Here is a 26,604-nt window from a genome sequence, read left to right on the forward strand (position 1 = left end):
GTCGACGGGCGGCGTTCGACCGCTCGCGTTCTGGCCCTTCTCAGCCCTCGACGTACCGACCGCGTCCTTCGATCTCCCGTAAACGATCGAGAACCCGCTCCTCACCGGCCTCGCGATAGCCGTCGCGGACGGCCGCTCGAAGCGGGGCCGGGTCCTCGGCGGTGCCGACGAGGCTCTGGTCGAAGACGTGGAGGTCCATCGCGTAATCCTCGACGTGGTCGGTGTGATAGCCGAGCCCGAAGTCGATCAGGTAGGTTCGATCGGGGGTTCGCTCGCGGCCCTCCGTCTCTCGCTCGTTCCGGGACGCCCCACGGCCATCGACGCACGCCGCACGTCCACCGACGCGGACGTTTCGCGTCGTCGGATCGCCGTGGACGAACCCGGCCCGGTGTACCAGCGCGAGGTGCCGACCCACGTCCCGAACCCGGTCGGCCGCCGCGGCCGTCGCCTCTCGCTGGACGATCGATCGCAGATCTCGATCCCCGACGTGCTCCATTTCGAGCCGCGATTCGGCGGAATCGACGTCGGAGAGCACGGGCGTCGGAACGCCCCCGCGGCGGGCCTGGCTCGTCAGTCGCGCTTCGATCCGGGTCCGCTCTCGGCGCAGTCGATCGTCGAGTTCGGGGTGGCGGTAGGTCTTTGCGACGCGCCGCTTCGTCACGGTTCCGGCGTCGGGATCGAGATCCACGATTGCTTCGGCACCCTGGACGGCCTCGCCGCCGCTTTCGTCTCCGGGGTCTTCGCTGCGCTCGGGCTTTGAGCGCCACCGAACCGGTACCTGATCGGGCCGGAAATCCGGATCGACGCGCGACTCATCGATCGCGAGGGTGTCGCCCGCCGCGTACATCTTCGCGCCGAGGACGGCGATCATCCCCGCGTTGTCCCGGAGGAAGCGGGGCTCGGGGGCGTGGAACTCGGCCCCCCGCTGGGCGCACATCTCGCGGAGCATCTCCCGGAGTCGTGCGTTCTGCCCGACGCCGCCGCCCAGCACGAGTTCGTTGCTGCCGGTCAGCGAGAGCGCGCGCTCGGAGACTTCGGTGAGCATTCCGAATATCGTCTCCTGCAGCGAGTAGCAGATATCTTCGACGGAGGTTCCATCGTCGTACTGCTGCTTCGCGGCGCTCATGATCCCCGAGAAGGAGAAGTCCATCCCCTTGACCACGTACGGAAGGTCGACGTAGTCGCCGTCTTTCGCCGCGGCCTCGACTTTCGGGCCGCCGGGGTGGGACCAGCCAACGTGGCGGGTGAACTTGTCGATTGCGTTCCCGACTCCCGTGTCCATCGTCTCGCCAAGGACGCGATAGCGACCGTTTCGATACGCAAGCAGGTGGGCGTTCGCGCCGCTTGCGTTCAGACAGACCGGGGAGTCGAAACCGGAGGTGTGACGGCCGATTTCGAGGTGGGCGACCATGTGGTTGACCCCGACCAGCGGCACGCCGAGGGTCTGGCTCAGCGCCCGCGCGGCCGTGCCGACGACGCGCAGACAGGGCCCGAGTCCGGGCCCCCGAGAGAACGCGACGACGTCGACAGGTACGGCCCGTTGGCCCGACGGGTTGTGTTCGTCGCCGTCGATCGATGACTCGCTGGCTGGCCGATCGCTCGTTTCGCGGGCGTGGTCCAGTACCGTGGCGACGACGCGGGGGATCGCGTCGTGCATGTGTTCGGCGGCCTCGCGGGGGTGAATGCCGCCGCTCTCGGGCTGGTAGGCGTCGGTCTCGATAAACACGTCCTCAGTCTCGGTGTCGTAGAGCGCCGCGCTGGCCGCCCAGGCGGTGCCTTCGATTCCGAGTACTCGAATGCCGGTGCTCACGAATTATCGAGATCGTGCGGCACATCGCACGCTTGCTCACGGCTCACGTTGTTCACCGTTCGCAGTACTCGAGGCATCTCGCTACGCTCGATACCTCGCTATTCCCACTCGGTGTATCCGCACTTTCCGCAGTGCGTACGATCGCCGTGGTCTGCGAGGAACGTATCGCCACAGCGGGGACAGTTCTCGCGGTCCGTGGTGCCGTCGTCGTTGTACAGTTCGTAGCGCGCCATCTCAGGCTTCCTCCGCCTCGGCGTCGGCGTCGCTTTCCTCGGCACCGATCTTGTTGCGCTCGAGCATGTGGTCCTGTTCGACGTCGCGGGCGTAATCGGCCGTCTCGTAGACCTTCGCGTGGCCGACGGTCTTGCGCATCCCGAACTTCGTGTCGAGTTTGCGGATAACGACCTCGTCGGCGTCCTTGTTCAGCTTCGCAGCGAGACTGTCTCGGACTTGCAGGCGCGAGGGGGTGGCGTCCTCGTGGACCAGTTCGAAAGTGACGTCCGTTCGATGCAACATGGGGTTCTCGTCTTCGGAGATGATGTCGACGTCCATGATATCGCTCAGTTATCCTACTATCCCCGTGTAGCGCCTAAAAGGATTTCGAAGCGGGGGACCCGTTCGGGTGAGGACGGCCGCAGACGCCGATTCCGTGAACGGGCGCCGAGTACCCGAGAACCGGTCAGATCACCGGACCTACCGGTCGATCGCGGGAGTTGGTTAGGTCGCTACGGCGCGTCAGTATTCGTATGGGCACGAACACACATCCCGCGGCGAAATCGCGTATCGACACCGAAACGATCGTCTTCGGCGGACTGTTGCTCGGCCAGCTCGTCGGCTCGATCGTGCTCGTAGGCAGTCTCTTCCTGAGCGGTCTGGGACCGCTGACGGCGATCGGCGGCGTCCTCATTTTGCTGTGTATCGCCGGACTCGCGTTCACCACGACGCTAATCGACGACGATCACTCGATCCGCGTTCCCGAACGGAGTCGTGAACGGCTCTCACGGTTCGGTCGCGGCTCGAAGCGATAGGATCGATCGTCTCCCCGTCGCGGTCTGCGTTTTCGGCACCTGTTCTTCTGCGTTTTCGGCACCCGTTCTTTTCGAATCACTGTCCTCGCGAAACGACTCACTCCCGTGCTCACGATCCGGCTCCCCGAGATGCCCCTTCGGGAATCGTCAGTTCGTCAATCGGCTACGACGGCCAGTCCCCGCGGCGTTTTCGCCTCGAGTTCGTCCGTCCACTCGATCGGGACCCGTTCCCACGAGTCACCGAAATCTCGGGTGACGAACAGGCCACGGTTGTTCACCGCATACACCGTCTCGCCCTCAGGGCTGGCGGCCAGCACGGCGCGGACGACGCCCTCGCCCATCGGCAGTCCGCGATCGTCGAGTCGTTCCCATTCCTCGTCAACTCCGTTTTTGCGATACACGTATGAGTCAGCCCGATCGGCCGTGTGCGCCGTCCGCGCGCCGCTAGCGCTCGAGATCAGCACGCGATCGGGGTCGTTGCGGTCGGGGACGACGCTCCAGCAGTAGCGGTGGTCGAGCCCTTCCTGTGGGTGGTTCCAGTGTTCGCCGCCGTCGTCGCTCTCGGCGTAGCCGTCGCCCGCCGCGGCGTAGAGCCGCCCCTCTCGATCGGGGTGGACGGCGAGACTGTGATTGTCCCGTCGCGACCCGGGCGGCCGTTCCTGCCAGGTTTCGCCGCCATCCGTGCTGTAGACGAACGCGCCGGCCTCGATGCCGACGAGGAGTCGATGGGGATCGAACGGATCGACCTCGAGCCAGCGAACGTGGTGGGTCTCCGGCCGGGGCGGAAAGAACCACTCCGACTCGGAGGGCAGGTCGACGATGCCGTCGAGGTGGGTCCAGCTCTCACCGCCGTCCGTCGATCGGTAGACGCGACTCGGTTCGGTTCCGGCATAGACGATATCCGGGTCGTGGGGACTGACGGTCAGTGACGTAACGGGATCGCTCTCGCTGGCAGTCCCTTCGTTTGCAGCGTCGGAGTCGGTGCGATCGGCGACGAACCGCTCGAGTCGATCGAACGACTCGCCGCCGTCGGTGCTCCCGTACAGGCCGTCCTCGAAGGTGCCGACGAACACCTGCTCGGACGGGTCGGGGCTGACTGCGACGCATTCGAGTCGGTACCCTTCGAGTTTCGGGGAGGCGGTCCAGCCGTCCGCATCGGTACGCTGGCAGACGAGCAGTCGATCGTACAGCGGGACGAACGCGGTGGACATACCGGTTCTACGCGATCGAGTGTCAAACAATTCGCGGTGGCTTGACTGTCGTTGTCGCGAAATTCACGTCCTCCCGACCGTCCAGACGGTTGCTGCAGACGGTGTCAACTATTCTGCCATTTAATTTATTAAGTGTGTCTGATAATGACATACTGATTTGACGATGGCCGATTCCACTCGCCGCGCATTCGATCGCGCTCGCGAGTACTCGGTGGCGATCGTCGGCCTCGGCCTATTCGTGATTGCCGGCGCATATGCCGTGATTTTCGGCGGGTCTCCGTCGACGCTGGTGCTGGAACTATCGGTACCCGTACTGACTGGAACCGGACTGATCTGGTATAGCCTGCGGTCGGCCGACGATCGATCCCTCTGTCGGGAGACGATCGTCACCGTCAGTTCGCTCGGCTGTAGTGCGGTGGTGTGCGTGATCTGCGTGTGGGCGATCTACTTGCTGTGGCTTCGGAGCGGGTTTTACGGCGGTGCCGCACAACCGGCCCTGACCGCCGTCAGCGTCGGTGCCGGGTTCGGTGCCGTCCTCGGCCACTTTTACGTCGAACTCTCTCACCACCACGCGGAAAACGAACGGCTCTCACACGCCGTCGACGCCTCGATGGACGGCATCGCGATCGTCGAGGACGACCAGTACGGCTACGTCAACGACGCCTACGCGTCCCTCTATGACATCCGCGACGGCTCCACCCTCGAGGGGCGTCGCTGGGATCTGCTGTACACGAACGCCGCAAAACGATGCATCGAACGCGACGCCGTCCCCGCCCTCTCCGACCGTCACTACTGGCGCGGGACGGTGACAGGAAAGCGAACCGACGGCACCACGTTTCCGATCGACGTCACGATCAGCGCGCTCGAAAACGGCTACGTCGTCGTCGCCCGCGACGTCAGCGAACAGCGTGATCGCGAACAGCGGATTCAGGTCCTCAACCGTGTTCTCCGCCACAACCTCCGGAACGCGTTTACGGTGATTCGGGGCCACGCGAACCTCGTCGGCGAACGGGATCCGGAACTCGAGAACCAACACGTCGACCCAATTCGCAAGGAGATCGACGATCTGCTGGCGACAGCGGACAAAGCTCGTGGCATCGAGCGCACGCTCGACCGTCGCGGCGAGGCGGACGTCGTCGAAGCGACCGACGCCGTTCGATCGGCCGTCGATCGGGCCACGGCGGCCTATCCGAACGCACGGATCGTTTCACAGATCGAGGAGTGTGGAGCATCCGTACCGACCGTCCAGGGCAGCGTCGTCGATGCCCTCCACGAACTCGTCGACAACGCCGTTGAACACCACGAGTACACCGACAGCGCGGACGGGACCACCGAACCGACCGTCGAAATCGCCGTTCGGACGATCGCCTACGAGCGCGAGACGCGACTCGAGTTCACCGTCGGCGACGATGGGACCGGAATTCCCGACGCCGAACGCCGGGCCGTACTCGACGGGCAGGAAACCCAGCTCGATCACGGATCGGGGCTCGGTCTCTGGCTAGTCAACTGGATCGTCCAGAACGCCGGCGGCGATCTCCGGTTTGCCGATCGGCCCGACGGCGGGACGATCGTCACGCTCTCGTTCCCGTACGAAACGCCGGGCGCTTCGGCATCGTCAGCTACGCCGATGCCGCAGTGAGCCGTCGAGCGTTAGTCGTCGTTCGCGGTCGTAATATCTCCCGAGAGAACCTGGGTCATCTCGATGTCTTTCGAGTTGTTGAACGTGATATAAAACGTTGCTGCGGAGGCCTGCTTCAACTGCGACGAGTGGAGCGCCCGTCCGAGCCACGCTGCAGATTACCTGCGTCGATGTCGCAAACGCCGACTTTGATCATCGTTTCGAGGTCGGCACTCGAACGAGCGCCACCCCGTATCGACGAGCGGAACGATTGCCTGACGTGGCCGAGACGGAACGACGCGATCAGTCGTCGTCCATCGGTGCCGTCACCGGGTCGACGCGCTCGCCGCGTGGCCCCTCGCGATCGACGTCCGGAAGCAGGTCGCGCAGGTAGCGGCCGGTGTGAGAGGCGTCGAGCCGGGCAATCTCTTCCGGCGTCCCGGTCGCGACGATTTCGCCGCCGTTCTCGCCGCCTTCGGGACCGAGGTCGATGACTCGATCCGCGTTCTTGACGAGATCCAGTTCGTGCTCGATGACGACGACGGTGTTGCCGTTGTCGGTCAGCCGGTGGAGGACGTCGATCAGCTTTCGCTCGTCCTCGCTGTGGAGGCCGGTCGTCGGTTCGTCGAGGAGGTACAGCGTTTCCCCGGAGTCTTTCTTGCCGAGCTCCTCGGCCAGTTTGACGCGCTGGGCTTCCCCGCCGGAGAGCGTCGTCGACGGCTGACCGAGTTGCATGTAGTCGAGACCGACGTCTTTCAGCAGCTTCAGCCGGCGGCGGATCTGGCTCGAGGACTCGAAGAAGTCGTAGGCTTCCTCGACGCTCATGTCGAGGACGTCCGAGATCGTTTTTCCTTTGTAGGTGACGTCGAGCGTGGCGTCGTTGTACCGCGCGCCGTCACACTCCTCACAGGGGACGTACACGTCCGAGAGGAAGTTCATCTCGATCTTTACCGTGCCCTGGCCGCCACACTCCTCGCAGCGACCGCCCTTGACGTTGAAGGAGAATCGCCCCTTCTCGTAGCCGCGCTGTTTGGCGAGTTTCGTCGCGGCGAACAGGTCTCGGATGTAGTCGAAGACGTTCGTGTACGTGGCGGGGTTCGATCGCGGCGTGCGACCGATCGGCGACTGATCGATCAGCCGGACGGTTTCGATCTGGTCGAGGCCCTCCAGACGGTCGTGGTCGCCCGGAATGACGCTCGTGTTGTCGTTCATCCGCCGGGCGAGGCCCTTGTAGAGCACCTCGTGCATGAGCGTCGATTTGCCCGACCCGGAGACGCCCGTGATCGCGGTGAAACAACCGAGTGGGATGTCGACGTCGACGTCGTCTAAGTTGTGCTGGCGGGCACCCAGAATGGTGAGCGCGCCGTCCGGATCGCGGCGCTCGTCGGGCACCGGGATCTGCCGGCGACCCGAGAGGTAGTCGCCGGTGATCGACTTCTCACAGTCGATGAGTTTATCGACGGAACCGTTGACGACCACTTCGCCGCCGCGCTTGCCCGGACCGGGACCCATGTCGATCACGTTGTCCGCCCGGCGCATCGTCTCCTCGTCGTGCTCGACGACGATCAGCGTGTTCCCCAGGTCGCGGAGTTCCGCTAAGGTATCGAGCAGCCGATCGTTGTCCCGCTGGTGGAGTCCGATCGAGGGTTCGTCGAGGACGTACAACACGCCCACGAGGCCGGAGCCGATCTGCGTCGCGAGGCGAATGCGCTGGCTCTCACCACCGGAGAGCGTCGAGGCTTCTCGATCGAGCGTGATGTAATCGAGGCCGACCTCGCACATGAACCCGAGGCGGGCGCGGATCTCCTTCAAGATCTCCTCGGCAATCACCTTCTCGCGTTCGGTGAGGTCGGCTTCCATCGACTCGAAGTGGGCCAGGGCGTCCCCGATGCTCAACGCGTTGATTCCGGTGATCGAGGTGTCATCGACGAGAACGGCCCGAGAGGCGGGCTTGAGGCGGGTGCCGTCACAGGCCGGACACTCGGTGACGGACATGTAGTCCTCGATGTGCTCGCGGGTCGAGTCCGAGTCCGTCTCGATGTACCGCCGCTCAAGATTCGGAATGACTCCTTCGAAGCGCTTTCGCTTCCGCCGGGTGCCGTTTTTGGTCCGGCGCTTGAACAGCACTTGCTCGCTAGTGCCGTAGAGGAATGCCTGTTGAACGTCCGAATCGAGGTCCGCAAACGGCGTCGACAGCGAGACGTCGAAGTGCTCCGCCACGGCGTCGAGTCGGGTCTGGTAGTACGATCGGTTGTAGCTCCAGGGCTCGAAGACGTGTTTGAGCGACTTGGATTCGTCCACCAGAACGAGGTCCTCGTCGACCTCCTTCGTCTCACCCAGCCCCTCGCACTCGGGGCAGGCCCCGTGGGGCGAGTTGAACGAGAACGAGCGAGTTTCGATCTCCGGGACGTCGATCCCGCAGTGGGTGCAGGCGAGGTCCTTGGAGAACTCGACGACGAACCGATCGTCCGTGTCGGTCTCGTCGCCGAGCGCGCCCGTCCGACGGGCCTCTTCGCCGAGGTTTTCGGCGGCTCCCTCGGGCGGATCCGGAAGAATCAGCTTCAGGACGCCCTCGGCCTCATCGAGTGCGGTCTCGACGCTGTCGATGATCCGCGGTCGATCCTCGACGGAGACCTTCACGCGGTCGACGATCACGTCGATCGTGTGGTCGAAGTTCTCGTCCAGATCGGGGTCGTCGGTCGTCAGGTCGTGTTCCTCGCCGTCGATCTCGACGCGGGCGTACCCCTCCGAGACGAGTTCCTCGAAAAGGTCCTCGAAGGCTCCTTTCTGGTCGCGAACGACCGGCGCGGCGAGTTTGGCTCTCGTTCCCTCCGGGAGGTCGAGAATGCGTTCGACCATGTTCTGGGCCGATTGCTCGCCAACTTCGCGACCACATTCGGGGCAGTGGGGCGTGCCGACACGCGCATAGAGGAGACGGAGATAGTCGTGGAGTTCGGTGACGGTCCCCACCGTCGATCGCGGGTTGTTCGCCGCGTTCTTCTGGTCGATCGAGATCGCCGGTGAGAGACCCTCGACGGTCTCGACCTGCGGCTTGTCCATCTGGCCGAGGAAGTTCCGGGCATACGCAGAGAGGCTCTCGATGTACCGGCGTTGCCCTTCGGCGTAGACGGTCTCGAACGCGAGCGAGGACTTCCCGGACCCGGAGAGGCCGGTGACGACCGTAAATTCCTCTCGGGGGATCGAAACGTCGAGGTCTTTCAGGTTGTGCTCTTCTGCCCCTCGTACCTCGATGTTCTCTTTGCTCATAGTCTGGTAGTGGAGCTGATATGTGTGGGTGGTCGGTTCGGTGCTCGATCCATCGTGACTGAACCAGTGGCCGAAGCGACTTAACGAGTCTGAAAGGCCAATACCATGGTGCGTGCTAGCAATCTTTTCGTCCCGGCCGCGATCGTCGACGAGGAGCGATCGACACCTCACTTTGAGTACCGGTCTCGCGGAAGAACTGGCCGAACCGTCGGCGTGATCGATCTGTCGAGTTCGGTCACACGAGAGAACCGTCTACCGTCGGTCCAAACGCACTTCGGGCGTCGGTCCGAAGAGACTCTCATGTCTACCGATCCGGGGCCCTCGCTGACCGTCGCGGAGTTCGTCGAGTATTGCCGGACGCAGGCCGGCCTCCTTTCGGGATACGTCGAACGAATGGGCGAGGAAACCAGGGTCCTGCTCGACGAAATCGACGAGGAAGTAGCCGAAATCCGATCGCGTCTCGAGGGCGATCCTGCCGACGTCGGCACCACTGCGGGACCGTCGTCGACGGCGCGACCGAACGAGCGCGAGGTCGACTTCGAGTCGATCGAGAAACTGGAGCGCGACCTTTCGAAAAAACAGACGCTCGCCGACGCCAAACAGGCCCGGATGCGGGCGTTTCAGGACCTCGCCGCGGGGTACACGGATCTCGCGGAGTCGCTCCAGCGCGACGTCGAGGACCCACAGGTCGCGTTGACTCGCATCGTCGAGTTCGAAGTCGACCGCGACGCGCCGGCGTACTTCGACGATCGCCAGACCATCTGTGAAGCCGCCGCCGAAGCGGACTCCTCGGAATCGGAGTGAGGACTCCCGCCAACTGTCGACGGAGTCGACCTTCTCACTATCGGGTCGGTCGCGGGCAATCGCTTATTTTGCTCCACGGTGAGCAGCGACATATGTCGATGACGACTCACAGGTGCACCTGTGGCGCTGCCCTCCGGTACCGCCAGGATCTCCAAAAAGAGACCAGTGGCGTCTATCCGACCTGGAAGTGCAACGACTGCGGAACGCCGGTTCCCGGCCGGATCGCGGAGCGACTGCGACACCAGCACCCCTCTTGACGCGCGCGGTCGCTCCGTAGACCCGTTCTGTGGCCATCTCTCCGCTCCACCGTCACTCGCTCTCGCGGTCTCGAACCGTCAACACCGGGACTGTCGCCGTCCGCAGCACCCGCTCGGTGACGCTGCCGAGCAGGAGTCGATCGATGCCGCTCCGTCCGTGGGTCCCCATCACGAGCAGATCCGCGTCCTGGGTGTCCGCGTAGGTCCGGATCGTCCGGGCCGTCGAGCCGTAGCGAACCGCACTGACGGCGTCGACGCCCTCCCGCTCGGCCGTCGCCATTCCGTCGTCGACGACCGTCCGCGCGTAGGACTCGAGTCGATCGAGTCGGAGGTCGGTCCGCTCGTCGACGCCGGCCGGTGCCACGTCGATAACCGAGAGGATGTGGACCGTCGCGTCGTGATGACGGGCGATCGAAAGCGCTCGATCGAGCGCGTCGGCGGCGTGATCGCTGCCGTCGATCGGAACCACGATCGTCTCGAAGGGGTAGCGACGCCTGACTTCGGGCGCGCCTCGGACCACGAGCACTGGGACCGTGGCGTCGCGGACGACGCCTTCGGTCACGCTCCCGAGCAGAAGGCGGCCGACGCCGCGTCGTCCCCGCGTGCCCATGACGATCGCGTCCACGTCGCGGCTGTCGGCGTAGTCGAGGATCGCGTCCCGCGGCTCGCCTGTGTGAATTTCGTCGATGACAGGGCCACCAGTGTCCCCTGCCCACTCGCGGCCGTCGGAAAGCGGCGTCTCCGCCTCCGCTGGGTTTTCTTCCGGATCGACCACGTACAGCACGTGGACGGTCACGTCCTCCGCGGCCGCGATCTCGCCAGCGTACTCGAGTGCGGCGTTCGCCGGGCCGCTCCCGTCGGTCGGCACGAGAATCCGTTCGAACATGTGCCCCCCTTCGTGGTACAATGACTTACAGGTACGCGATCGCTCCCGTCAATCGGGAGTGCTACTGGGTGATCGTGGCTCCGGTATCCACGCTCACCGCGAGCGAAGCGCCTCGAGAACGGCGTCGATATCGTCGCGCGTGTTGACCGCGTGGACCGAGACGCGGACGGCGTCCGGGTCTGGAAGCGATCGAACCACGATTCCTGCCTCGGTGAGTCGATCGACGGTGGCTTCGGGATCGTCGACGGCGACCGTCACGAGCCCGCTTTCTGGTGTCTTCGGGCTCAGGACGCGATCGTCCGGGAGTCCGGCGACGAGCCGTCCGGCCAGTTCGTCGATCCGGTCTTCGATCGTGTCGATGCCGATCTCGTCGAGAATCTCGATCGACTCCGCCAGTCCGGCGTGGGCGGCGACGTTCGCGGTCCCGACCTCGAACCGCCGCGCGTCGGGCTGGAAGCGGTAGTCGGTCGCGTTCTCCTCGACGACGCTTCGGTAGCCGATCGACCCGGGCGTCAGGTCGGCCGCGACGGCGGAATCGACATACAGGAACCCGGAGCCGAAGGGCGCAAACAGCCACTTGTGGCCCGCGGCGGCGACGAACTCCGCCCCCCACTCGCGGACGTCGACGGGGACCTGCCCCGGAGCCTGTACGGCGTCGACGAGGACCATCGCACCGCCGTCGTGGGCGATCTCGACGATCTCCGATATCGGCAACCGGGTTCCGTGCGTCCAGGTGAGCGAACTCACACAGAGCAGCCTCGCGTCCGCGACGGCCGCCTCGACGGCTTCGAGATCGACCCGGCCGCGATCGGTCTCGAGCACTCGCACCTCGATTCCGTACTCGCGTTCGAGTCGCTGCCACGGCAGGATGCCCGCGGAGTGCTCGGTGTCGGTTCGGACCACAACGTCGCCCTCGCTCCAGTCGATCGCGCCGGCGACGCGGTTGATGCCGTCGGTCGTGCTCTCGGTGAGCGCGATCTCGCCCGCCTCGGCTCCGAGCAGGCCTGCGACGGCGCGTCGGGCGTCGTCGTAGGCGTCAAAGGCTGCGGGGTACTGTCCCTCTCTCGTCGGTGCGTCGTACTCGTGGTGTTCGAGGGCCGATTCGGCCGCCTCGACCACGCGGCGCGGACTCGGACCGCCGGCACCCCAGTTGCAGTAGACGCCGTCTTCGAGGGCGGGAATGGTGTCGCGAAGGTCTCTCGGGTCCATTGGGCACCCGTTCGATCGCTGGCGGCATCGGTCTGGCGGTCCCGCTCGTCCCGATCTATCGATCTGGCGGTCCCGCTCGTCCCGATCTATCGATCTGGCGGTCCGGTCGACCCGACGAGCCGAACGATTAATTTGGTCGGACTGAGAGAAATTCAACATGTCGCGCCGATGTTCGTCGCCCGCTCGCGATCGGCCGTCCCGCCGGACGATCCTCGCCGCCTGCGTCACAGCCCTTCCGCTGACGGCCGGCTGTACCGCGTTTCTCGACGAGGAGCCGACCGTCGGGGAAATCGACGGCGACCCGATCGCGCAGGTCCCCGCGAACGCGACGACGCTCGCTCACGTAGACGCCGCGGCGACCGCAGCCGACGACGGCGACCAGCTACTCTCCGATATCGCGGCGATGGAGTCCGATCGAACCGGTGTCGCCACCAGCGTGCGCGCCTTCGGGGCCGCGACCGGGATCGACCCGCTGACAGCGACCGAACTGGTGTTGTTCGACGGCGACGAGGACGGCGGAGGCGTCGGCTACGTGGTCGACCTCGACCAGTCCCCGGACGAGTTCGTCGCGGCGATCGCGGACGAGACGGGCGTCGAGTACGAAGTAGATGCGGCCCGAGCGGAGTCGATCGCGTACGCGCCAGGTGACGGGAACGGTAACGAACCGGAATCCGGTATCCAGCTCGACGGCAGCGAGGAGGACAACGGGGACGACGGCGACGGTGGAAACGGTGACGGCACGGGCAACGGCGGGGATGGTGCAAACGAGGGCGACGCGGATGACGGGACCGCAACCGTCGATCCCCCTTTCGTCGGCATCCACGGCGACGGCCGCTACGTCGTCGGCAGCGAGGCCGCCGTGACCGCCTCGCTCGACGTTCGAGACGGCGAGGGTGACGCGGTTTCGGGACCGATCCGCGACGCCTACGACGAGGCCGTCGACGCGGCCGACGGGGATCTGACCGTCGTGAGCGAACAGTCCGGCTCGATCGTTCCCGAGCAGTACGAGGCGCTGGCACCGGCAGCGTTCGTCGAGGTCTTCGAGGCCGTCGACGTCGTGAGCCGGACCTACGCCGTGAGCGGGGCGGGCTTCGCGATCGAGATGGGGCTCCACGTCGCGGACGAAGGGGACGCCGTCCAAGTCCGTGAAACCGTTCCCGGGGCGCTCGCCTACCTCGCGGAGAGTCCGCTGGCCGACGAGGGCCTCGCGGCCGAACTCGAGAGCGTCGAGACCACTCGGTCGGGAACGACGGTCTGGCTCTCCTACGAAGGCGACGACGAGACGGTCCTGGCCCTGCTCGACGAGGTGTAGCCGCGTGGATCTGCTCGCGCTCTTGCGGAAGGAATCGATCGCCGTCCGCCGAAACCTCGGGCTGGTGATCGTCCTGCTCGTCCTGATCCCCGGTGCGCTCGCCGGCGGCACCCTCGTCTTCGAGCGGACGATCCCCCAGGATGTGCCCGTCGGAATCGTCGCCGAGGACGACGCCACCGAGAGCGACGTCGCGATCGTTCGCTCGGGGCTGGCCGCCTTCGCGACCGCCGAGGAGTACGAGACGACCGACGAGGCGACGCGGGCGCTCCAGCGCGAGCAGATCTACCTCGTGATACGCGTCCCCGGCAACCTCATGGAACCGGAGGCAAACGCCACCGTCACCGTCGTCTCGGATCACGCGTTCGTCCCGTTTCAGGAACCGGTCACCGAAACCGTCGGCGTGGCCGAGTCCGAACTCGATCGCGCGTTCCCCGCGACCGTCACCGTCGACCACGAGCAGGTTGGCGAACCCCGGACCCTCTCTGCGTTCCTCGTTCCGACCGGGCTGTTCGCGTTCGTCGTGCTCTACGCGCTGGTCTACTTGCCATACCAGGTTCGCTCCGAGCGACTGGTACTCGATCGCTTACAGACCGAATCCAGCCTCGACGCCGTCGTCGCGAGCAAACTGCTCTTTTATGGGGCGTTGCTCCTGATCCCGGTCGCCGTCGTCACCGCCGTGAGCGCCTGGGCCGGTCTCGACGTGGCCGCGTTCTCGCCGTCGACGCTCGCCGTACTCTGGCTGACGTTCGTCTCGCTCGCCGCGCTCGGACTCGCCGCGCTCTTCGCGCTCGGTCTCGCGAAGACCGCCCTTTTTGCGAACCTCGGGATCGCCCTCGGCGTCTTCGCGCTGTCGAGTCTCGTCTATCCCGCGGGCTACTTCTCGACGACCCAGGGAACCATTTCGCGCGCCCTCCCGACCCACTACGCGGCGATCGCGACTCGCAGTACGATGCTCCGGGACGCGCCGATCGCGCTCTACGCCGACTATCTGGGCTGGCTCGCGGTGTCTGCCCTCGCCTCGATCGTCCTCGTGAAACTGAGTCTCGTGGTCTACGAGCGGAGGCGATAGCAAATGGGGGGACCTGATACGGACACGGATATCGACACGGACGGCGCGTTTTCAGGGAAGACGGACGAGACAAACGCTGACGGCCGCACGAGGAACGCTGACACCCTCTCGCTGTCGAGCGTGACGAAACGGTACGGCTCGACGACGGCGCTGGAGGACGTGACGGTCGCGTTCGAGTCGGGGACCTTTCACGGACTAATCGGGCCGAACGGCTCCGGCAAGACGACCCTGTTCGCGCTGCTCGCAGGGCTGTCCCGGCCGACGAGTGGCCGCGTCGATTCCGACGGGGCGAGCGTGGGCTACAGTTTTCAGGAGCCGCGATTCTATCCCGACCTGACCGTCCGGGAGAACCTGGCGGTCTTCCGGGGGTTCGTCGACGGTCCGCCGCCGGGAGCGTGGATCGACACGCTGCTCGAGGACCTCCGACTCGACCCCGCCGCCCACCGGCGGGCCGACGAACTGTCGGGCGGCTTCCGCAAAAAGCTCGATCTCGCCCTCGCGCTCGTCAAGCAACCCCAGTTTCTGCTGCTCGACGAACCCCTCGCCGACGTCGACGACTACTCCCGGCGGCGAATCCGGGCGTTTCTGGCCGACTATCAGGCCGAACGCGATCGCACGGTCGTCGTCTCGACGCACAACGTCGAGGCGTTCGCGGCCCTGTTCGATCGGGTGACGATCGTCGTCGACGGGGAGATTCGGGCGGACGGCCCGCCGGCTGACGACGTCGTCGAGCAGTACCGCGACGCAATCGACGGCTAAAATAGTAATCCGTCATCCCGGTACCTGTTGGCTCGCCGCCCCGTCGCGTACAGGTTCGGTGGCTCCTCAGATGGCCCCTCGAAGGACGACTCTGTCGTCGATCGAGCCGAGCATGTCTTCGGTCACGACGTAATCCTCCTCGTCTTCGCCCTCGATGCCGATTTTTGCGAGCACGTGCTCAGCGACGCTCGGGTTCGGATCGACGGCAGCCAGGGGTCCATCGACGCTCGCGACGATGCCGAGTTCCTTGCCGTCCGCGTCGACGACGGTCTTTCCCACGTCCTCGTCGGTAAATGTGGTTGTCACGCCTGGGCCTAAGACGGCGAGCGCAGTAGCTGGGAGGCTTTTCTGTGCGTGTCCGGCGTGGCTTGCTGTGCGTGTTCGGCGTGGCTGCATACGCGACCCGGGAGTATTTTACCCTGAAAGGCGACACTAGTATCGACTGGACACCGACAGTCACCGATCCATCATGAGCCACACGATCGAAATCAGCGACGATCTCAAAGAGCGAATCGACACCTATCTCGAGGACGACGAGTCCTACGAGGAGTTCATCGATGAACTCGTGAGAATCTACGAGACAGAAGGGGCGTTTCTTCAGGAAGGCTACTCCGAGTGAGGATCGACCGGGGATGAACGCCGAGAGGCGGTTCGACGATGGCACCGACCGAACCGGTTAGACGTCGCTTGCGAACGTCTGCTCGAAACCGGCGGTGGACGGCCGATTTCGGTATCGGTTCGCAACCGGGTACGCCGCGATCGCTCGAAACACTGGCGCGCGTGGCTACTATCGGTACCGTGGCAGGCCGTCCTGATACTGAAGTGTGCTCCTGTCGTAGGTTCTCGTATGCACCTGCTGGTCGCGCTCGACGACTCGGAGCCGGCGTGGGCAGCCCTCGAGTTCGCGTGTGCGGAACACCCCGAGGCGGAGATCGCGGTGATCCACGCCATCGACCTCTCCGAGAGCGGCTACGGCGAGGTCGCCCATCTCGGGACCGAGGAGATGCTCGAACGCCGTCAGGAGCAGGCCGAGACGCTGTTCGAGCAGGCTCGCGATCGCGCGACAGCGCTCGGCTGTTCGATCGCGACCGAGACGGTACGCGGCCAGCCCGCAGAGACGATCGTCGAGTACGCGAGCGACCACGAGGTCGATCGCATCGTCGTCGGCAGTCACGGGCGAACCGGCGTTTCTCGAATCCTTCTGGGCAGCGTCGCGGAGAAGATTGCCCGACGGGCAGCCGTTCCCGTGACGATCGTCCGGTAACGAGGCCGTCGAACGCGACGATCGAGACAGTTGTAAGAAAACAGACATCGGATCGAGACTAAACAAACTAATATGGGTCGGAGATAGTCACGCTGTTATGAACAACCGCTACGATGTGGTGATCGCCGGGGCCGGTCCCGCCGGTGCCCAGTGCGCTCGCGACCTCGCCGCACGCGGGTACGACGTCGTCGTCCTCGAGACCGAGTCCGAGGACGAGTTCCCGCGCCAGAGCAACAAATCGACGGCGGGGACGTTCCCGTCGATGATGACCTCGTTCGGGATTCCGGACGACGTGGTGATGCAGTACACCGACAAGGTCGTCCTCGAGTCGCCGACCGAACACTACGTCCAGCATCAGACGGGCGCAGTTCTCGAGTTTGCGGAGTTCAAGCGGTATCTCGTCGCGGACGGTCGCGAGAAGGGTGCCGAGTACCGGTTTGATTCGCGCGCGACCGCCCCGATCATGGAGAACGGCGAAATCGTCGGCGTCACGTACAACGGCGATCAGGAACTGTACGCCGAAATCGTCGTCGACGCGACGGGGCCGGCCGCACCGATCGCGAAAAAACTCGACGTCGTCGACCTCAAGCGCGAGAATCACGCGATCGGCATCGAGTACGAGTTCGAGGGGATCGACATCGATCGTCCCGGCTTTGCGGACCTCCACGACGCGATGATGCTTCGACTGGATCACGAACTCGCCCCCGGCGGCTACTCGTGGATCTTCCACACCGGGGAGGACACCGCCAAGGTCGGCCTCTGTTACATCCGGAACGAACAGTACCACCAGTACGGTCGGGACGATTTCAGCATCGACGACTACCTGAACCACTGGCTCGAGACCGACCCCCGGTTCAAGAACGCGACGCCTCTCGAAGGGAAACAACACCGCGGCTCCGCCCACATCCAGATGCCGGGCCAGATGCACACCGATCGGTTCATGGCGATCGGTGATACCGTCCCGACGGTCGACCCGCTGTGGGGCGAGGGGATCAACAAGTGTATGCAGTCCGGTCGCGTCGCGGCCGCCGCGGCCGACAGCTGTCTCAAGTACGACAGCGTCGAGCCGACCGCCGAGAATCTGGACGTCTACGACACCCTCTGGCACCGCGATGTCGCACCGAACATGCGATCCCGACTCCTGATGACGAAACTGCTGTACCTCGCGCCGGACGAACGCTACGATCGACTGATGGCCGACTTGCAACGACTCGACGAGGGAACGCTGGCGAAAGCGAACAACGGAAACCCCGCCGCGATCGCGAAACTCCTCCACCTCGACGACCTACCGCTGCTCAAACAGTTCGCATCTCAGGAGCTTCGACTTCGCGACCTGTTGTAAGCATCGTCGCCGCCCGATCGCCGTGAGTACGCTCCCTGCGCCCGATTGCTGTGGCTGGATTTTCGTCTCCGCTCGCGACGTGTTGCGGCCGTCATCGTTGGTTCGTCACCGGTTGTCTCTCCGTGGCACTTGCTCTCGTGTTGGTGTCTCTCTCGAGGGCCACCGGTTTAGGGCGTGGCGGTGGTACGATCACCGATGTTCGAGACGATCCTCGTCCCGACGGACGGCAGTGAACAGGGGAGCGCGGCTGTCGCGGATGGCTTCGAACTCGCTGCCGTCCACGACGCGACGGTGTACGTCCTCTGTGTCGCAGACGTCGGGCCGCTCGGAACGGTCCGTCTGCCGGGTGCTGCAGCGAGCGCCGAGGACGCGATCCGCCAGTACGCAGAGGATGTCGTCGACGACGCGCTCGATCGCGTCCCCCCGGAGCTGGACGTTCACGGGGCGGTTCGCGAGGGGCCACCGGCGACCGAGATTCTGACCTACGCCGACGAAATCGACGCGGATCTGATCGTGATGGGGACCCGCGGCCACGGCGGTCTCCACCGACTTGCCGTCGGGAGCGTGACGGATCACGTCGTCCGGTTCGGCCGGATTCCGGTGTTCGTCACGGCACCCGGCCGGGGGGCGGTGTAATCCGTTCAACCCGGCGGACCGTCTCGGTCGCCGGCGACGATCCGGTTGACCGCCTCGGTGCGTCGCCCGATCGCCCACCCGAGCAACGCGAGCCCGGCGTAGAGTCCGATCGCGGGCAGGACGTACACCTCACCGACCCGACTCGGCGGCAAGCCGAACGATTCTATGCCGAGTGCGAGCAACAGGGAGAGGAGAAAGAGTGCGAGACCGATATCCCCGGTTCGCATGCTCGGGCCCTTCTCGGGTGCCGGCCGGAGACGGCCGGCCGCGTAGAATACCAGCCCGAAGGTGGTCCAGCCGGCGACCAGCAACAGCCCTGACACGAACGGTTCGTCCGGATAGTACCGCGGCAACACTGTGAGGTGTACCGCGAGCGTGACGAGCGACGCGCTGCCCAGCAGGACGACGAGCGCCAGTGCCTGTCGATCCGACGCCATAGGTTTCCCTGACGGGCGCGAAAACAGTTAACCTGCTGGCGGATGGATGCCGGTATCGGCGTCCAGACGGTCGGTGGCCGTCCGATTGAACCTCCGTCGTTCGATCGATTCTTCTATCAGTCGGGAGTCCGACGATTCAATCGATTCGATCCCGATGGTCCTGTCGTCAGAACTGTTCATCGTCTTCGTCGTCGGCCTAGTTACCGGCCTCGCGACCGGGCTTGGCGTCGCACCCTTTTTTCTCGTCGACGAGTTCAGCGATCGCTGGCTCGTGGGTCTGTGGGGGCTCGCGATCGGAATCTTGCTCTCGGCCTCGATATTCGGCCTGCTGGCCGAGGGGATTGCCGAGGGCGACACGCTGCAGGTTCTCGCGGGCGTGGTCCTCGGCATTGCGTTCGTCTCACTCGCAGATTACGTCGTTGCCGGCTACGAGTTCTCCCCGCGAGCGGTCTCAGACGTCGATCCGCAAACGCTCGTTCTCGCCGTGGGCGTCCTCACGATCCACAGCATTCCGGAGGGGATCGCGGTCGGCGTCGCGTTCGCTGACCTCGGCACCGACCTCGGGGCCCAGCCGGGCGTCGAGATCGCCGGGCTCGCCGTTCCGGCGCTCGCCGTCTTCATGGCCGTCGCCATCTCGGTCCTGAACGTCCCTGAAGGGCTGGCGATCGCGATCCCGCTGATCGCCGCCGGAATGAGTCGCTGGCGGGTCGTCGGCTGGGCCATCTTCTCGGGGCTGCCACAGCCGATCGGGGCCGTCCTCGCGTTCGTCTTCGTCACGACGATCGGCTGGGTGTTGCCCGTTAGTTTCGGCTTCGCGGCGGGTGCGCTGTTCTACCTCGCGATCGTCGAGTTTCTGCCCGCAGGGATCGCCGCCGGGGCGGATCTCCGAACCCGCGGCCGGTACGAACTCGCCGCCGGAGCGTGTCTCGGCTTCGTTGCGACGGTTGCGATCATTGCTGCCGTCGAGGGCGTCGGAACCGTCTGATCCGTTCCCTCGCCGCCCGGGTCCCCCCTCGCCCCGGTTTGCCCTCCCAGTGTTGGGAGTAGACGTTTTGGGACTGATCCCGTACCGTTCGTATGACGATCCAGACCGACGTCGTCGTCATCGGTGGCGGAGCCACGGGTGCCGGAATCGCACGCGACCTCGCGTTACGGGGCGTCGACGTCGTCCTCGTCGATCGCGGCGGCCTCTCCAGTGGCACCTCGAGTCGATCGCACGGGCTGCTCCACAGCGGCGCGCGATACGCCGAAGCCGATCGAGTGGGTGCAGAGGAGTGCATTCAGGAGCGCCGAATCGTCGGTGAGATCGCCGGCGCGTGCGTGCGCGACAGCGGCGGGTTGTTCGTCGAACTCGACGAAGACGATCCGGAATACTTGCGCGCAAAGCACGACGCCTGCGTCGACATCGGTATTCCGACCACGATGCTGACCGGCAACGAGGCCCGCGAGCGAGTGCCGGAGCTGTCGACGGACGTCCGCCGTGCGATGGCGGTCCCCGACGGCGTCGTCTACCCCTCCCGACTCGTCGCCGCGAACGCCGCGGACGCTCGGGATCACGGCGCACGGATTCTCACGCACGCCCCCGTCGAGGGGATGGCCGTCTCGGGCGATCGGATCACCGGCGTCCGGGTCGGCGGTCAGGTCGAAGAGACGATCGAGGCCTCGTTCGTGGTCAACGCCGCGGGCGCGTGGGCCGGGCGGATCGCCGCGATGGCGGACCTCGACGTCGAAATGCAGCCCAACCGGGGCGTGATGATCTCGGTTCGGTACGACGACCTCGGCCCCGTGCTCAACCGGGCTCGCGACCCCGACGACGGCGACATCATCGTCCCCCACGAGGGCGAGGTCGTGCTCGGAACGACGAGCGTCGACGTCGACGACCCCGACGTCACCGATCCCGACGACGACACCGCCGACTGGGAACTCGATCGCGTCCGCGAGGAGTGTGCGACGATGCTCCCGCCCGTGGCTGACGCCGAGCACGTGCGCACGTGGTGGGGCGTCCGCCCGCTGTACGCACCCGACGAAGCGTCTCGGGACGCGCGAGGGATTTCGCGTGGATTCTTCCTGCTCGACCACGCCGACGCGGGCCTCGAAAACGCCGCCTCGATCGTCGGCGGAAAGCTCACGACCTACCGGGCGATGGCCGAGACGACGGCCGACCTCGTCAGCGATCGACTCGGCGTCGAGGAACCCTGCGTCACGGCCGACCGACGGCTTCCCGGTGCCGACGACCCCGATCGGCTCGACGCGTTCGTCGCGGAGTTCGACGGCGGTGGTCCCTCTGATGCCGACGTAATCGCGACTGAGCAGCATTGAAATCGCCCTCCTGTCGATCAGACGGTCTCCGGCAGCCAGCCGCCGTCGACTTCGACGTTCTCTCCGCTGATGTAGCCGCTGTCGGAATCGAGGAAGAAGTACAGCGGCTGGATCAAATCCTCGAAGGAGGCGGGCCGATCGCGGGGCAGTTCGTCGGGGAACTCGTCGGAGTTTTCGACGACGTACGGCGAGAGGGCGTTGACCGTAATCCCGTCGTCCTGGGTATCTGCGGCGAGCATCCGGGTGAACATCAGGACGCCCGTTTTCGCCGCGAAATAGGGAAAGTTCTTCGGACTGACCAGGCCCTTCTCGCTCGAGGCGTAGCCGACGTTGACGATCCGCCCAAACCCGTTTTCACGCATTGCGGGCAGCGCCCGTTTCGAACAGAGGGCAGTTCCGTTCAGGTTGGTCTCGAGAACCCGGTTCCAGGTGTCGAACTCGATGTCTTCCCAGTGAGCGGGCGCGAAGTCGCCGACGTTGTTCACGAGGACGTCGACTGAGCCGAGTTCCGATTCGATCGCCTCGAAGAGTCCATCGACGCTCTCTGGGTCCGTAACGTCTCCCTGAATCGTCATCGAGTCGCTCGCCCCGCGATCGAGGGCTTCGTCGGTGACCTCGCGGGCCGCGTCGTCGCTCGTGTGGTAGTGGACCGCCGTCCGTGCGCCGCGATCGGCCGTCGCCAACAGGAGTTCGCGCCCGACGCCTTTCGCACTTCCCGTGACCAGTACCGTCCGTTCCGACAGGTCGGGTCCGTCCATACGTGGCCATCGACGACCGTGTGGAAAACCGTTCGGCACACATCCGAATTAGTGTCATCAGTTACCGCCAAACGGCGACCCGTCTTGGCCGATCGGCGGTACCGACGGACACTACTCCGTATCAGTTCGTGTTCGCGTGTCCGGTCATTTTTCGAGAGTTTACTCTCAAAAGTGTGAATTTAAGTATCACGCCTGTCTTGATCGATCCATGACGCTGAAAACTGTGCTGCTCGCCGTTGGACCGGGCGACGCCGATCGAACCGACGAACTGGCCGAAGCCGTCATCGAAGTCGCAAAACCGGCCGACGCGACCGTGGTACTCGGTCATATCTTCACCGACAGCGAGTACGACGAGGTCATCACCCGACTCGAGTTCGATACCGAACTCGACGAGATCGATCCCGACGACGTGGCGTCGCGCCACTCGACGATCCGAGACCTGCAGGCGAAACTGGACGAACACGACATCGACTACGAAACCCGCGGTGCCGTCGGCGAGCACGGCTCGACGATCGTCGACCTCGCGGCCGATGTCGACGCCGACCGCGTCGTCGTCGGCGGCCGAAGCCGATCGCCGACCGGGAAAGCCGTCTTCGGATCGACGGCTCAGGAAGTGCTGCTTTCGGCACCGTGCCCGGTGACATTCGTCCGTAGCGACGAGTAGCCCGCTCGACTCACGCTCGACGACGCTGTTTCTCGGTTTTGCCGATCGGAGCCGACGCTGTCCCGCCGTCGTCTCCGCCTGCGACGTCCGATCTTCTGCCGCTCAGGGCGGGTCCGCTCGTCGCTTCCACTCGCGTTCCTGGCGTCGTTCGCGGACGTGGCGCTGACCGTCGGCAAGGTCCCGGCGGACGGCGCGTTCGACGTCTCTCGTCTCGGTCAGGAGCGTCTCCTGAAAGTCCTCCAGCACGTCGTAGGACCATCGATCGTGGTCGACGACGCCGTGTGGGAGCAGTCGGTTTCTGATCGCATCCGCGAGCGCGTCGTGGCCACGTCGCTCCAGCAGCGTCTCGGCCTCGGCCAGGTGGTCCATCCCGTGGCCCGTCGCGTGGTGGAACTCGATGAGACAGCCCTGGGCCCGCTGGAGCCACTCGAGTCCCAGTTCGACCTCGTGGAGCGCCTCGAGTTCGTCCTCGGTGAGTGCCGGCTCCGATTCGGAATCCGTCCCGCCGCAGTCGGTCAGGTCTCGGTCAGTGCCCTCGCCGTCGGTTCCGTTCCGGTCGGTTTCCCGGCCACCGGTCACGTCTCGGGTAATTCCCCCGTCGGCGGTCCCCTCGTTGCCGCCGGCCCCCAGGTGAGAGTCGTCGGTTCCCATACCCTTAACTATGCTATCGTGTCACATACGTGTGTTGCTGAATCGCGTGGCGGCCGACGTCGGTGATGATCGCTCTTTCGCGGTGAAGCAGGATCTGGGTAGTTAAGTACGGCGACGGCAGTCCCTAGAACAGGATGGTCTACTACGCGGGCATCGACCTCGGGGCGACGAATATGCGGGCGCTCGTCGCAGAGGCCGACGGGACGACGATCGGTGTGAGCCGACGGGCAACGCCGCGCGGTCCCACCGGAATCGACGTGACGGAAGGCGTCCTTCGGACGGTTCGTGAAGCATGCGGCGACGCTGGGATCGCACCCGAAGCGATCGTCGCCGCGGGAATCGGCTCGATCGGGCCGTTCGACCTCGCGGAGGGCGCAGTGATCGATCCCGCGAACCTACCGGACTCGATCGATCGCATTCCCCTGACTGGTCCCGTCGCACAACTGATCGACAGCGAGGAGGTCTACCTGCACAACGACACCACGGCGGGAGTTATCGGGGAGCGCTTTCACGCCGATCGAAACCCCGACGACATGGTCTACATTACGATTTCATCGGGGATCGGTGCCGGGGTCTGCTGTGACGGCGAGATCGTCGGCGGCTGGGACGGAAACGCCGGGGAGGTCGGCCACTACGTCGTCGATCCGCGCGAACGCCTGACCTGTGGCTGCGGCCACGACGGCCACTGGGAGGCCTACTGTTCGGGTAACGGCATTCCCGACTACGCCAGATTGCTCGCCGAAGACGATCCGACGATCGACACGGCGCTCCCGCTCGAGGGGCCGGATTTCACGGCCAAAGACGTGTTCGAGTTCGCCGGCGAGGACGACCTGGCCGACTACACGATCGAGCAACTCGCCCACTGGAACGCCATCGGCGTGACGAACGTCGTCCACGCCTTCGCGCCGATCGTCGTCTCCTTCGGCGGTGCCGTCGCGCTGAACAACGAGGAACTCGTCGTCGACGCGATCCGCGAGCGCGTCTCGGAGATGGTGATGACGAACGTCCCCGAAATCCGCGTCACCGGCCTCGGTGACGACGTCGTCCTCGAAGGGGCGCTCGCGAGCGCTTTGACGGGGGGCACGGGCGATCGACGACGGCTCGAAACCTGACGCGAACCGGTCGAAATCCGCTCGCGTGCTGCCGTGACGACGGATGACCTCGCCTCAGCTGGGATGTCGTCGCTCGCAACAGGGTAGTACCGCTTATTTGGATGGCGGTAAACGTGGGTGACGTGAACCGACGTGCGCTCCTTCGACGCAGTGTGATCGCCGGCGCTTCGGTGTCCGCTCTGGGGACGACGGCTGCGTCGTGGTCTCCGTCCGCCACAGCGATCGATGAGGAGTTCGAGCCGCTGGGTCGCGTCTCCGTCGAGGGCGCTGCCGAAACCGTCGTCGGGGACGACGGCGACGTGGCGTATCTCGCGGCCACGAACGGCTTCGCGACCGTCGACGTGAGCGACCCCGCCGACCCCGTCGTCCTCGCCGAGGAACGCCGCATCGAGGTCGAGGGTCGTCGACTGAACGAGATCCTCGACGTCGCGGTCGACGGCGATCTGCTGGTCGTTCCCGGCCCGGCAAATCAGCGCCGAAGCGACATCTTCGAGGGGGTCGGGCTGTACGACGTGAGCGATCCCGCCACCCCCGTCCGGGTCGACGAATACGAGACCGGCTACCACATCCACAACTGCTTCCTCGACGGCGATGTACTCTACGTGGTCGCCAACGGGGACGGCGACGATCCGAACACCCCCGACGGTAATCGGCTCGACGTGTTCGACGTACGCGACGGGATCGAGGAGATCGGCCGCTGGTCCATGCTCGATCGCGACCCGGAGTGGGAGGAGATCTACTGGCTCGCCCGCTACCTCCACGACGTGACCGTCCACGACGACGTCGCCTACCTCGCCAACTGGAACGCCGGCACCTACCTGCTCGACGTGAGCGATCCGACCGACCCAAAATACCTCTCGCACGTGCGCGACACCACGATCGAGGACCAGCGCGCGATCGACGTCGATACCGTCGCCCAGCAGAGTCTACCGGGCAACGACCACTACGCCGCAGTCGACGAGACGGGATCCCTGCTCGGCGTCGGACGCGAGGCGTGGGCGACCGGCGGCGGCGATCCCGACGGCCCCGGCGGGATCGATCTCTACGACGTTTCAACCCCGAGCGAGCCACAGTACGCCGCCTCGATCGAGCCGCCCGAGACCGAAGACGCCTCCTACCGCGGCGGGGAGTGGACGACGGCGCACAACTTCGAGCTTCGGAACGATCGCCTCTACGCCTCGTGGTACCTGGGCGGCGTCTCGGTCCACGACGTGTCGGACCCCGGTGATCCCGTCGAACTGGCTCGATGGGAAGACCGCAACGAGGCGGGCTTCTGGACCGCACGCGTCGCCCAACCGGGGGAGACGATCGTCGCGAGCAGCACGCAACTCATTCCGAACGCCGACACTGACGGGGCACTCTATACGTTCCCTATTGCTTCGATCTCGGGCGACGACGGTGACGGCGATGACGGACCCGGCAGCGACGGTGACGACGGGGCCGGTACCGACGACGGCGACGATCCCACCCCCGGATTCGCCGGCGTGGCGACGATCGCAGGCGTTGCCGGCGGACTGGCCGGACTGGAGTGGATGCGCCGTCGCCGCGGCAGGTGAGCCACACCGATCTGGCCCGAACGTCCCTCGCCGCTACCGATCTCGCTCGCAAATCCCTCGTAATCGTTCCTGAACGTCTCTTCCCGTGGACCAGACCTATTAGCGTCCGAGCCATAGCCCCGTGTAATGAGCGATTCAGAGGACCAGACGCCGCTGAAAGAGCGGGTCGAAAAGTGGCTCACGCGCGAGATGCCGATCATCCAGATGCACGGCGGGACCAGCGCCGTCCGCAAGGCCGATCCGGAGACGGGCGAAGTGATCGTCGAACTCGGCGGCGGCTGCAAGGGCTGTTCGGTCAGCGACGTGACGACGGGAAACATCGAGGCCGAACTCATCCAGTGGCCCGAGATCGACGACGTGACGATCCGGGTTCCCGACGCCCGCGAGAGCCTGGGCGGCCCCGACCAGGCCGAAACCATCATGGGAATCGATCGAACCGAAGGCGGCCGCGGCGACTGGGGCTCCTCGAATCCGGGCAAAGACCACCTCTAACCCGCAAGGATTACTTGTAATCCTGCTAACAGACAGCTGCGTGCCGTTCGTTGACAGGGTCGGACAGTTTTGGGAACTCCTATATCCTTTTAGCGATCCATTACGGACTCGTATACCATGATGACGTGTGGACGCCCGCAAGA

At 65.3% G+C, this 26,604-nt stretch carries 28 protein-coding genes; 17 read left to right on the forward strand and 11 right to left on the reverse strand.

Translation table 11 applies throughout. The annotated features are described in order from the left end of the window. Positions 1 to 40: 40 nt before the first annotated feature. From AC6I6L_RS09820 to AC6I6L_RS09830, 3 genes are all read right to left on the reverse strand, one after another. Positions 41 to 1,810: a bifunctional N(6)-L-threonylcarbamoyladenine synthase/serine/threonine protein kinase gene (locus AC6I6L_RS09820; RefSeq protein WP_497917579.1), complete on the reverse strand. Its 1,770-nt coding sequence runs from the start codon at positions 1,808 to 1,810 to the stop codon at positions 41 to 43. A gap of 98 nt (positions 1,811 to 1,908) precedes the next feature. Continuing rightward, a complete protein-coding gene (locus AC6I6L_RS09825; RefSeq protein ID WP_497917580.1) occupies positions 1,909 to 2,043 on the reverse strand; it encodes a 30S ribosomal protein S27ae in 135 nt (44 codons plus the stop codon). Between the two features lies 1 nt (position 2,044). Then, the gene (locus tag AC6I6L_RS09830) at positions 2,045 to 2,362 is read right to left on the reverse strand and encodes a 30S ribosomal protein S24e (RefSeq protein WP_497917581.1); all 318 of its coding nucleotides are present in this window, start codon (positions 2,360 to 2,362) and stop codon (positions 2,045 to 2,047) included. Between the two features lie 194 nt (positions 2,363 to 2,556). Here AC6I6L_RS09830 and AC6I6L_RS09835 point away from each other — a divergent pair, with 194 nt between their 5' ends. Further along, complete coding sequence (locus tag AC6I6L_RS09835) at positions 2,557 to 2,838, forward strand: hypothetical protein (protein ID WP_497917582.1); 282 nt, start codon at positions 2,557 to 2,559, stop codon at positions 2,836 to 2,838. A gap of 155 nt (positions 2,839 to 2,993) precedes the next feature. Here the strand turns inward: AC6I6L_RS09835 and AC6I6L_RS09840 are convergent, their stop codons facing one another. After that, positions 2,994 to 4,049, reverse strand: a complete 1,056-nt coding sequence (locus AC6I6L_RS09840; RefSeq protein ID WP_497917583.1) for a WD40/YVTN/BNR-like repeat-containing protein — start codon at positions 4,047 to 4,049, stop codon at positions 2,994 to 2,996. Positions 4,050 to 4,212: 163 nt separating this feature from the next. Here AC6I6L_RS09840 and AC6I6L_RS09845 point away from each other — a divergent pair, with 163 nt between their 5' ends. After that, on the forward strand, positions 4,213 to 5,688 hold the full coding sequence (locus AC6I6L_RS09845; RefSeq protein WP_497917584.1) for an ATP-binding protein: 1,476 nt from the start codon (positions 4,213 to 4,215) through the stop codon (positions 5,686 to 5,688). Between the two features lie 282 nt (positions 5,689 to 5,970). On the opposite strand, the gene uvrA is transcribed toward AC6I6L_RS09845, so the two are convergent. Next, a complete protein-coding gene (uvrA, locus tag AC6I6L_RS09850) occupies positions 5,971 to 8,934 on the reverse strand; it encodes an excinuclease ABC subunit UvrA (RefSeq protein WP_497917585.1) in 2,964 nt (987 codons plus the stop codon). 300 nt (positions 8,935 to 9,234) lie between these two features. Between uvrA and AC6I6L_RS09855 the strand changes: the two genes are divergently transcribed. Continuing rightward, positions 9,235 to 9,738 carry a hypothetical protein gene (locus AC6I6L_RS09855; RefSeq protein WP_497917586.1) on the forward strand — a complete coding sequence of 168 codons (504 nt, stop codon included), beginning with the start codon at positions 9,235 to 9,237 and terminating at the stop codon, positions 9,736 to 9,738. A 92-nt stretch (positions 9,739 to 9,830) separates the two neighbouring features. Further along, positions 9,831 to 9,995, forward strand: a complete 165-nt coding sequence (locus tag AC6I6L_RS09860) for a hypothetical protein (RefSeq protein WP_497917587.1) — start codon at positions 9,831 to 9,833, stop codon at positions 9,993 to 9,995. A 52-nt stretch (positions 9,996 to 10,047) separates the two neighbouring features. Here the strand turns inward: AC6I6L_RS09860 and AC6I6L_RS09865 are convergent, their stop codons facing one another. After that, positions 10,048 to 10,881 carry a universal stress protein gene (locus AC6I6L_RS09865; protein ID WP_497917588.1) on the reverse strand — a complete coding sequence of 278 codons (834 nt, stop codon included), beginning with the start codon at positions 10,879 to 10,881 and terminating at the stop codon, positions 10,048 to 10,050. A 93-nt stretch (positions 10,882 to 10,974) separates the two neighbouring features. Beyond that, positions 10,975 to 12,090, reverse strand: coding sequence for an aminotransferase class V-fold PLP-dependent enzyme (locus tag AC6I6L_RS09870; RefSeq protein ID WP_497917589.1), 1,116 nt, complete (start codon positions 12,088 to 12,090; stop codon positions 10,975 to 10,977). 157 nt (positions 12,091 to 12,247) lie between these two features. Between AC6I6L_RS09870 and AC6I6L_RS09875 the strand changes: the two genes are divergently transcribed. Genes AC6I6L_RS09875 through AC6I6L_RS09885 form a run of 3 tightly spaced genes read left to right on the forward strand, consistent with a single transcriptional unit; the run spans position 12,248 to position 15,230 of the window. Then, positions 12,248 to 13,402 carry a hypothetical protein gene (locus AC6I6L_RS09875; protein WP_497917590.1) on the forward strand — a complete coding sequence of 385 codons (1,155 nt, stop codon included), beginning with the start codon at positions 12,248 to 12,250 and terminating at the stop codon, positions 13,400 to 13,402. 4 nt (positions 13,403 to 13,406) lie between these two features. Next, positions 13,407 to 14,471 (forward strand): ABC transporter permease, encoded by a 1,065-nt coding sequence (locus AC6I6L_RS09880; RefSeq protein ID WP_497917591.1) that lies wholly within the window; start codon positions 13,407 to 13,409, stop codon positions 14,469 to 14,471. Positions 14,472 to 14,474: 3 nt separating this feature from the next. Further along, entirely contained in the window at positions 14,475 to 15,230 is a 756-nt protein-coding gene (locus AC6I6L_RS09885; RefSeq protein ID WP_497917592.1) for an ABC transporter ATP-binding protein, read from the forward strand. A 66-nt stretch (positions 15,231 to 15,296) separates the two neighbouring features. Here the strand turns inward: AC6I6L_RS09885 and AC6I6L_RS09890 are convergent, their stop codons facing one another. After that, positions 15,297 to 15,536, reverse strand: a complete 240-nt coding sequence (locus AC6I6L_RS09890) for a DUF8593 domain-containing protein (RefSeq protein ID WP_497917593.1) — start codon at positions 15,534 to 15,536, stop codon at positions 15,297 to 15,299. Positions 15,537 to 15,699: 163 nt separating this feature from the next. Between AC6I6L_RS09890 and AC6I6L_RS09895 the strand changes: the two genes are divergently transcribed. The 4 genes from AC6I6L_RS09895 to AC6I6L_RS09910 all read left to right on the forward strand — a co-directional run bounded on the left by AC6I6L_RS09895 (position 15,700) and on the right by AC6I6L_RS09910 (position 18,472). Then, a complete protein-coding gene (locus AC6I6L_RS09895; RefSeq protein WP_497917594.1) occupies positions 15,700 to 15,849 on the forward strand; it encodes a DUF7557 family protein in 150 nt (49 codons plus the stop codon). 228 nt (positions 15,850 to 16,077) lie between these two features. Then, positions 16,078 to 16,494: a universal stress protein gene (locus AC6I6L_RS09900; RefSeq protein ID WP_497917595.1), complete on the forward strand. Its 417-nt coding sequence runs from the start codon at positions 16,078 to 16,080 to the stop codon at positions 16,492 to 16,494. Between the two features lie 97 nt (positions 16,495 to 16,591). Continuing rightward, on the forward strand, positions 16,592 to 17,836 hold the full coding sequence (locus AC6I6L_RS09905; protein WP_497917596.1) for a digeranylgeranylglycerophospholipid reductase: 1,245 nt from the start codon (positions 16,592 to 16,594) through the stop codon (positions 17,834 to 17,836). 195 nt (positions 17,837 to 18,031) lie between these two features. Further along, on the forward strand, positions 18,032 to 18,472 hold the full coding sequence (locus tag AC6I6L_RS09910; RefSeq protein ID WP_497917597.1) for a universal stress protein: 441 nt from the start codon (positions 18,032 to 18,034) through the stop codon (positions 18,470 to 18,472). A gap of 5 nt (positions 18,473 to 18,477) precedes the next feature. Here AC6I6L_RS09910 and AC6I6L_RS09915 read toward each other — a convergent pair whose 3' ends face one another. After that, positions 18,478 to 18,909 carry a hypothetical protein gene (locus tag AC6I6L_RS09915; protein ID WP_497917598.1) on the reverse strand — a complete coding sequence of 144 codons (432 nt, stop codon included), beginning with the start codon at positions 18,907 to 18,909 and terminating at the stop codon, positions 18,478 to 18,480. A gap of 154 nt (positions 18,910 to 19,063) precedes the next feature. Between AC6I6L_RS09915 and AC6I6L_RS09920 the strand changes: the two genes are divergently transcribed. Further along, on the forward strand, positions 19,064 to 19,894 hold the full coding sequence (locus tag AC6I6L_RS09920; RefSeq protein ID WP_497917599.1) for a ZIP family metal transporter: 831 nt from the start codon (positions 19,064 to 19,066) through the stop codon (positions 19,892 to 19,894). Between the two features lie 92 nt (positions 19,895 to 19,986). Next, entirely contained in the window at positions 19,987 to 21,228 is a 1,242-nt protein-coding gene (locus tag AC6I6L_RS09925) for an FAD-dependent oxidoreductase (RefSeq protein WP_497917600.1), read from the forward strand. A gap of 17 nt (positions 21,229 to 21,245) precedes the next feature. Here the strand turns inward: AC6I6L_RS09925 and AC6I6L_RS09930 are convergent, their stop codons facing one another. Then, a complete protein-coding gene (locus AC6I6L_RS09930) occupies positions 21,246 to 21,986 on the reverse strand; it encodes an SDR family NAD(P)-dependent oxidoreductase (RefSeq protein ID WP_497917601.1) in 741 nt (246 codons plus the stop codon). Positions 21,987 to 22,194: 208 nt separating this feature from the next. Here AC6I6L_RS09930 and AC6I6L_RS09935 point away from each other — a divergent pair, with 208 nt between their 5' ends. Continuing rightward, complete coding sequence (locus tag AC6I6L_RS09935) at positions 22,195 to 22,650, forward strand: universal stress protein (RefSeq protein ID WP_497917602.1); 456 nt, start codon at positions 22,195 to 22,197, stop codon at positions 22,648 to 22,650. Between the two features lie 102 nt (positions 22,651 to 22,752). On the opposite strand, the gene AC6I6L_RS09940 is transcribed toward AC6I6L_RS09935, so the two are convergent. Beyond that, complete coding sequence (locus AC6I6L_RS09940; protein ID WP_497918197.1) at positions 22,753 to 23,169, reverse strand: hypothetical protein; 417 nt, start codon at positions 23,167 to 23,169, stop codon at positions 22,753 to 22,755. A gap of 266 nt (positions 23,170 to 23,435) precedes the next feature. On the opposite strand from AC6I6L_RS09940, the gene AC6I6L_RS09945 reads away from it, so the two are divergent. The 3 genes from AC6I6L_RS09945 (at position 23,436) to AC6I6L_RS09955 (ending at position 26,461) form a co-directional block, all read left to right on the forward strand. After that, entirely contained in the window at positions 23,436 to 24,413 is a 978-nt protein-coding gene (locus tag AC6I6L_RS09945) for an ROK family protein (RefSeq protein ID WP_497917603.1), read from the forward strand. Positions 24,414 to 24,535: 122 nt separating this feature from the next. Continuing rightward, a complete protein-coding gene (locus AC6I6L_RS09950) occupies positions 24,536 to 25,969 on the forward strand; it encodes an LVIVD repeat-containing protein (protein ID WP_497917604.1) in 1,434 nt (477 codons plus the stop codon). A gap of 126 nt (positions 25,970 to 26,095) precedes the next feature. Next, a complete protein-coding gene (locus tag AC6I6L_RS09955) occupies positions 26,096 to 26,461 on the forward strand; it encodes a NifU family protein (RefSeq protein WP_497917605.1) in 366 nt (121 codons plus the stop codon). Positions 26,462 to 26,604: the final 143 nt, after the last annotated feature.

Source organism: Halosolutus sp. DAT137 (assembly GCF_059736405.1).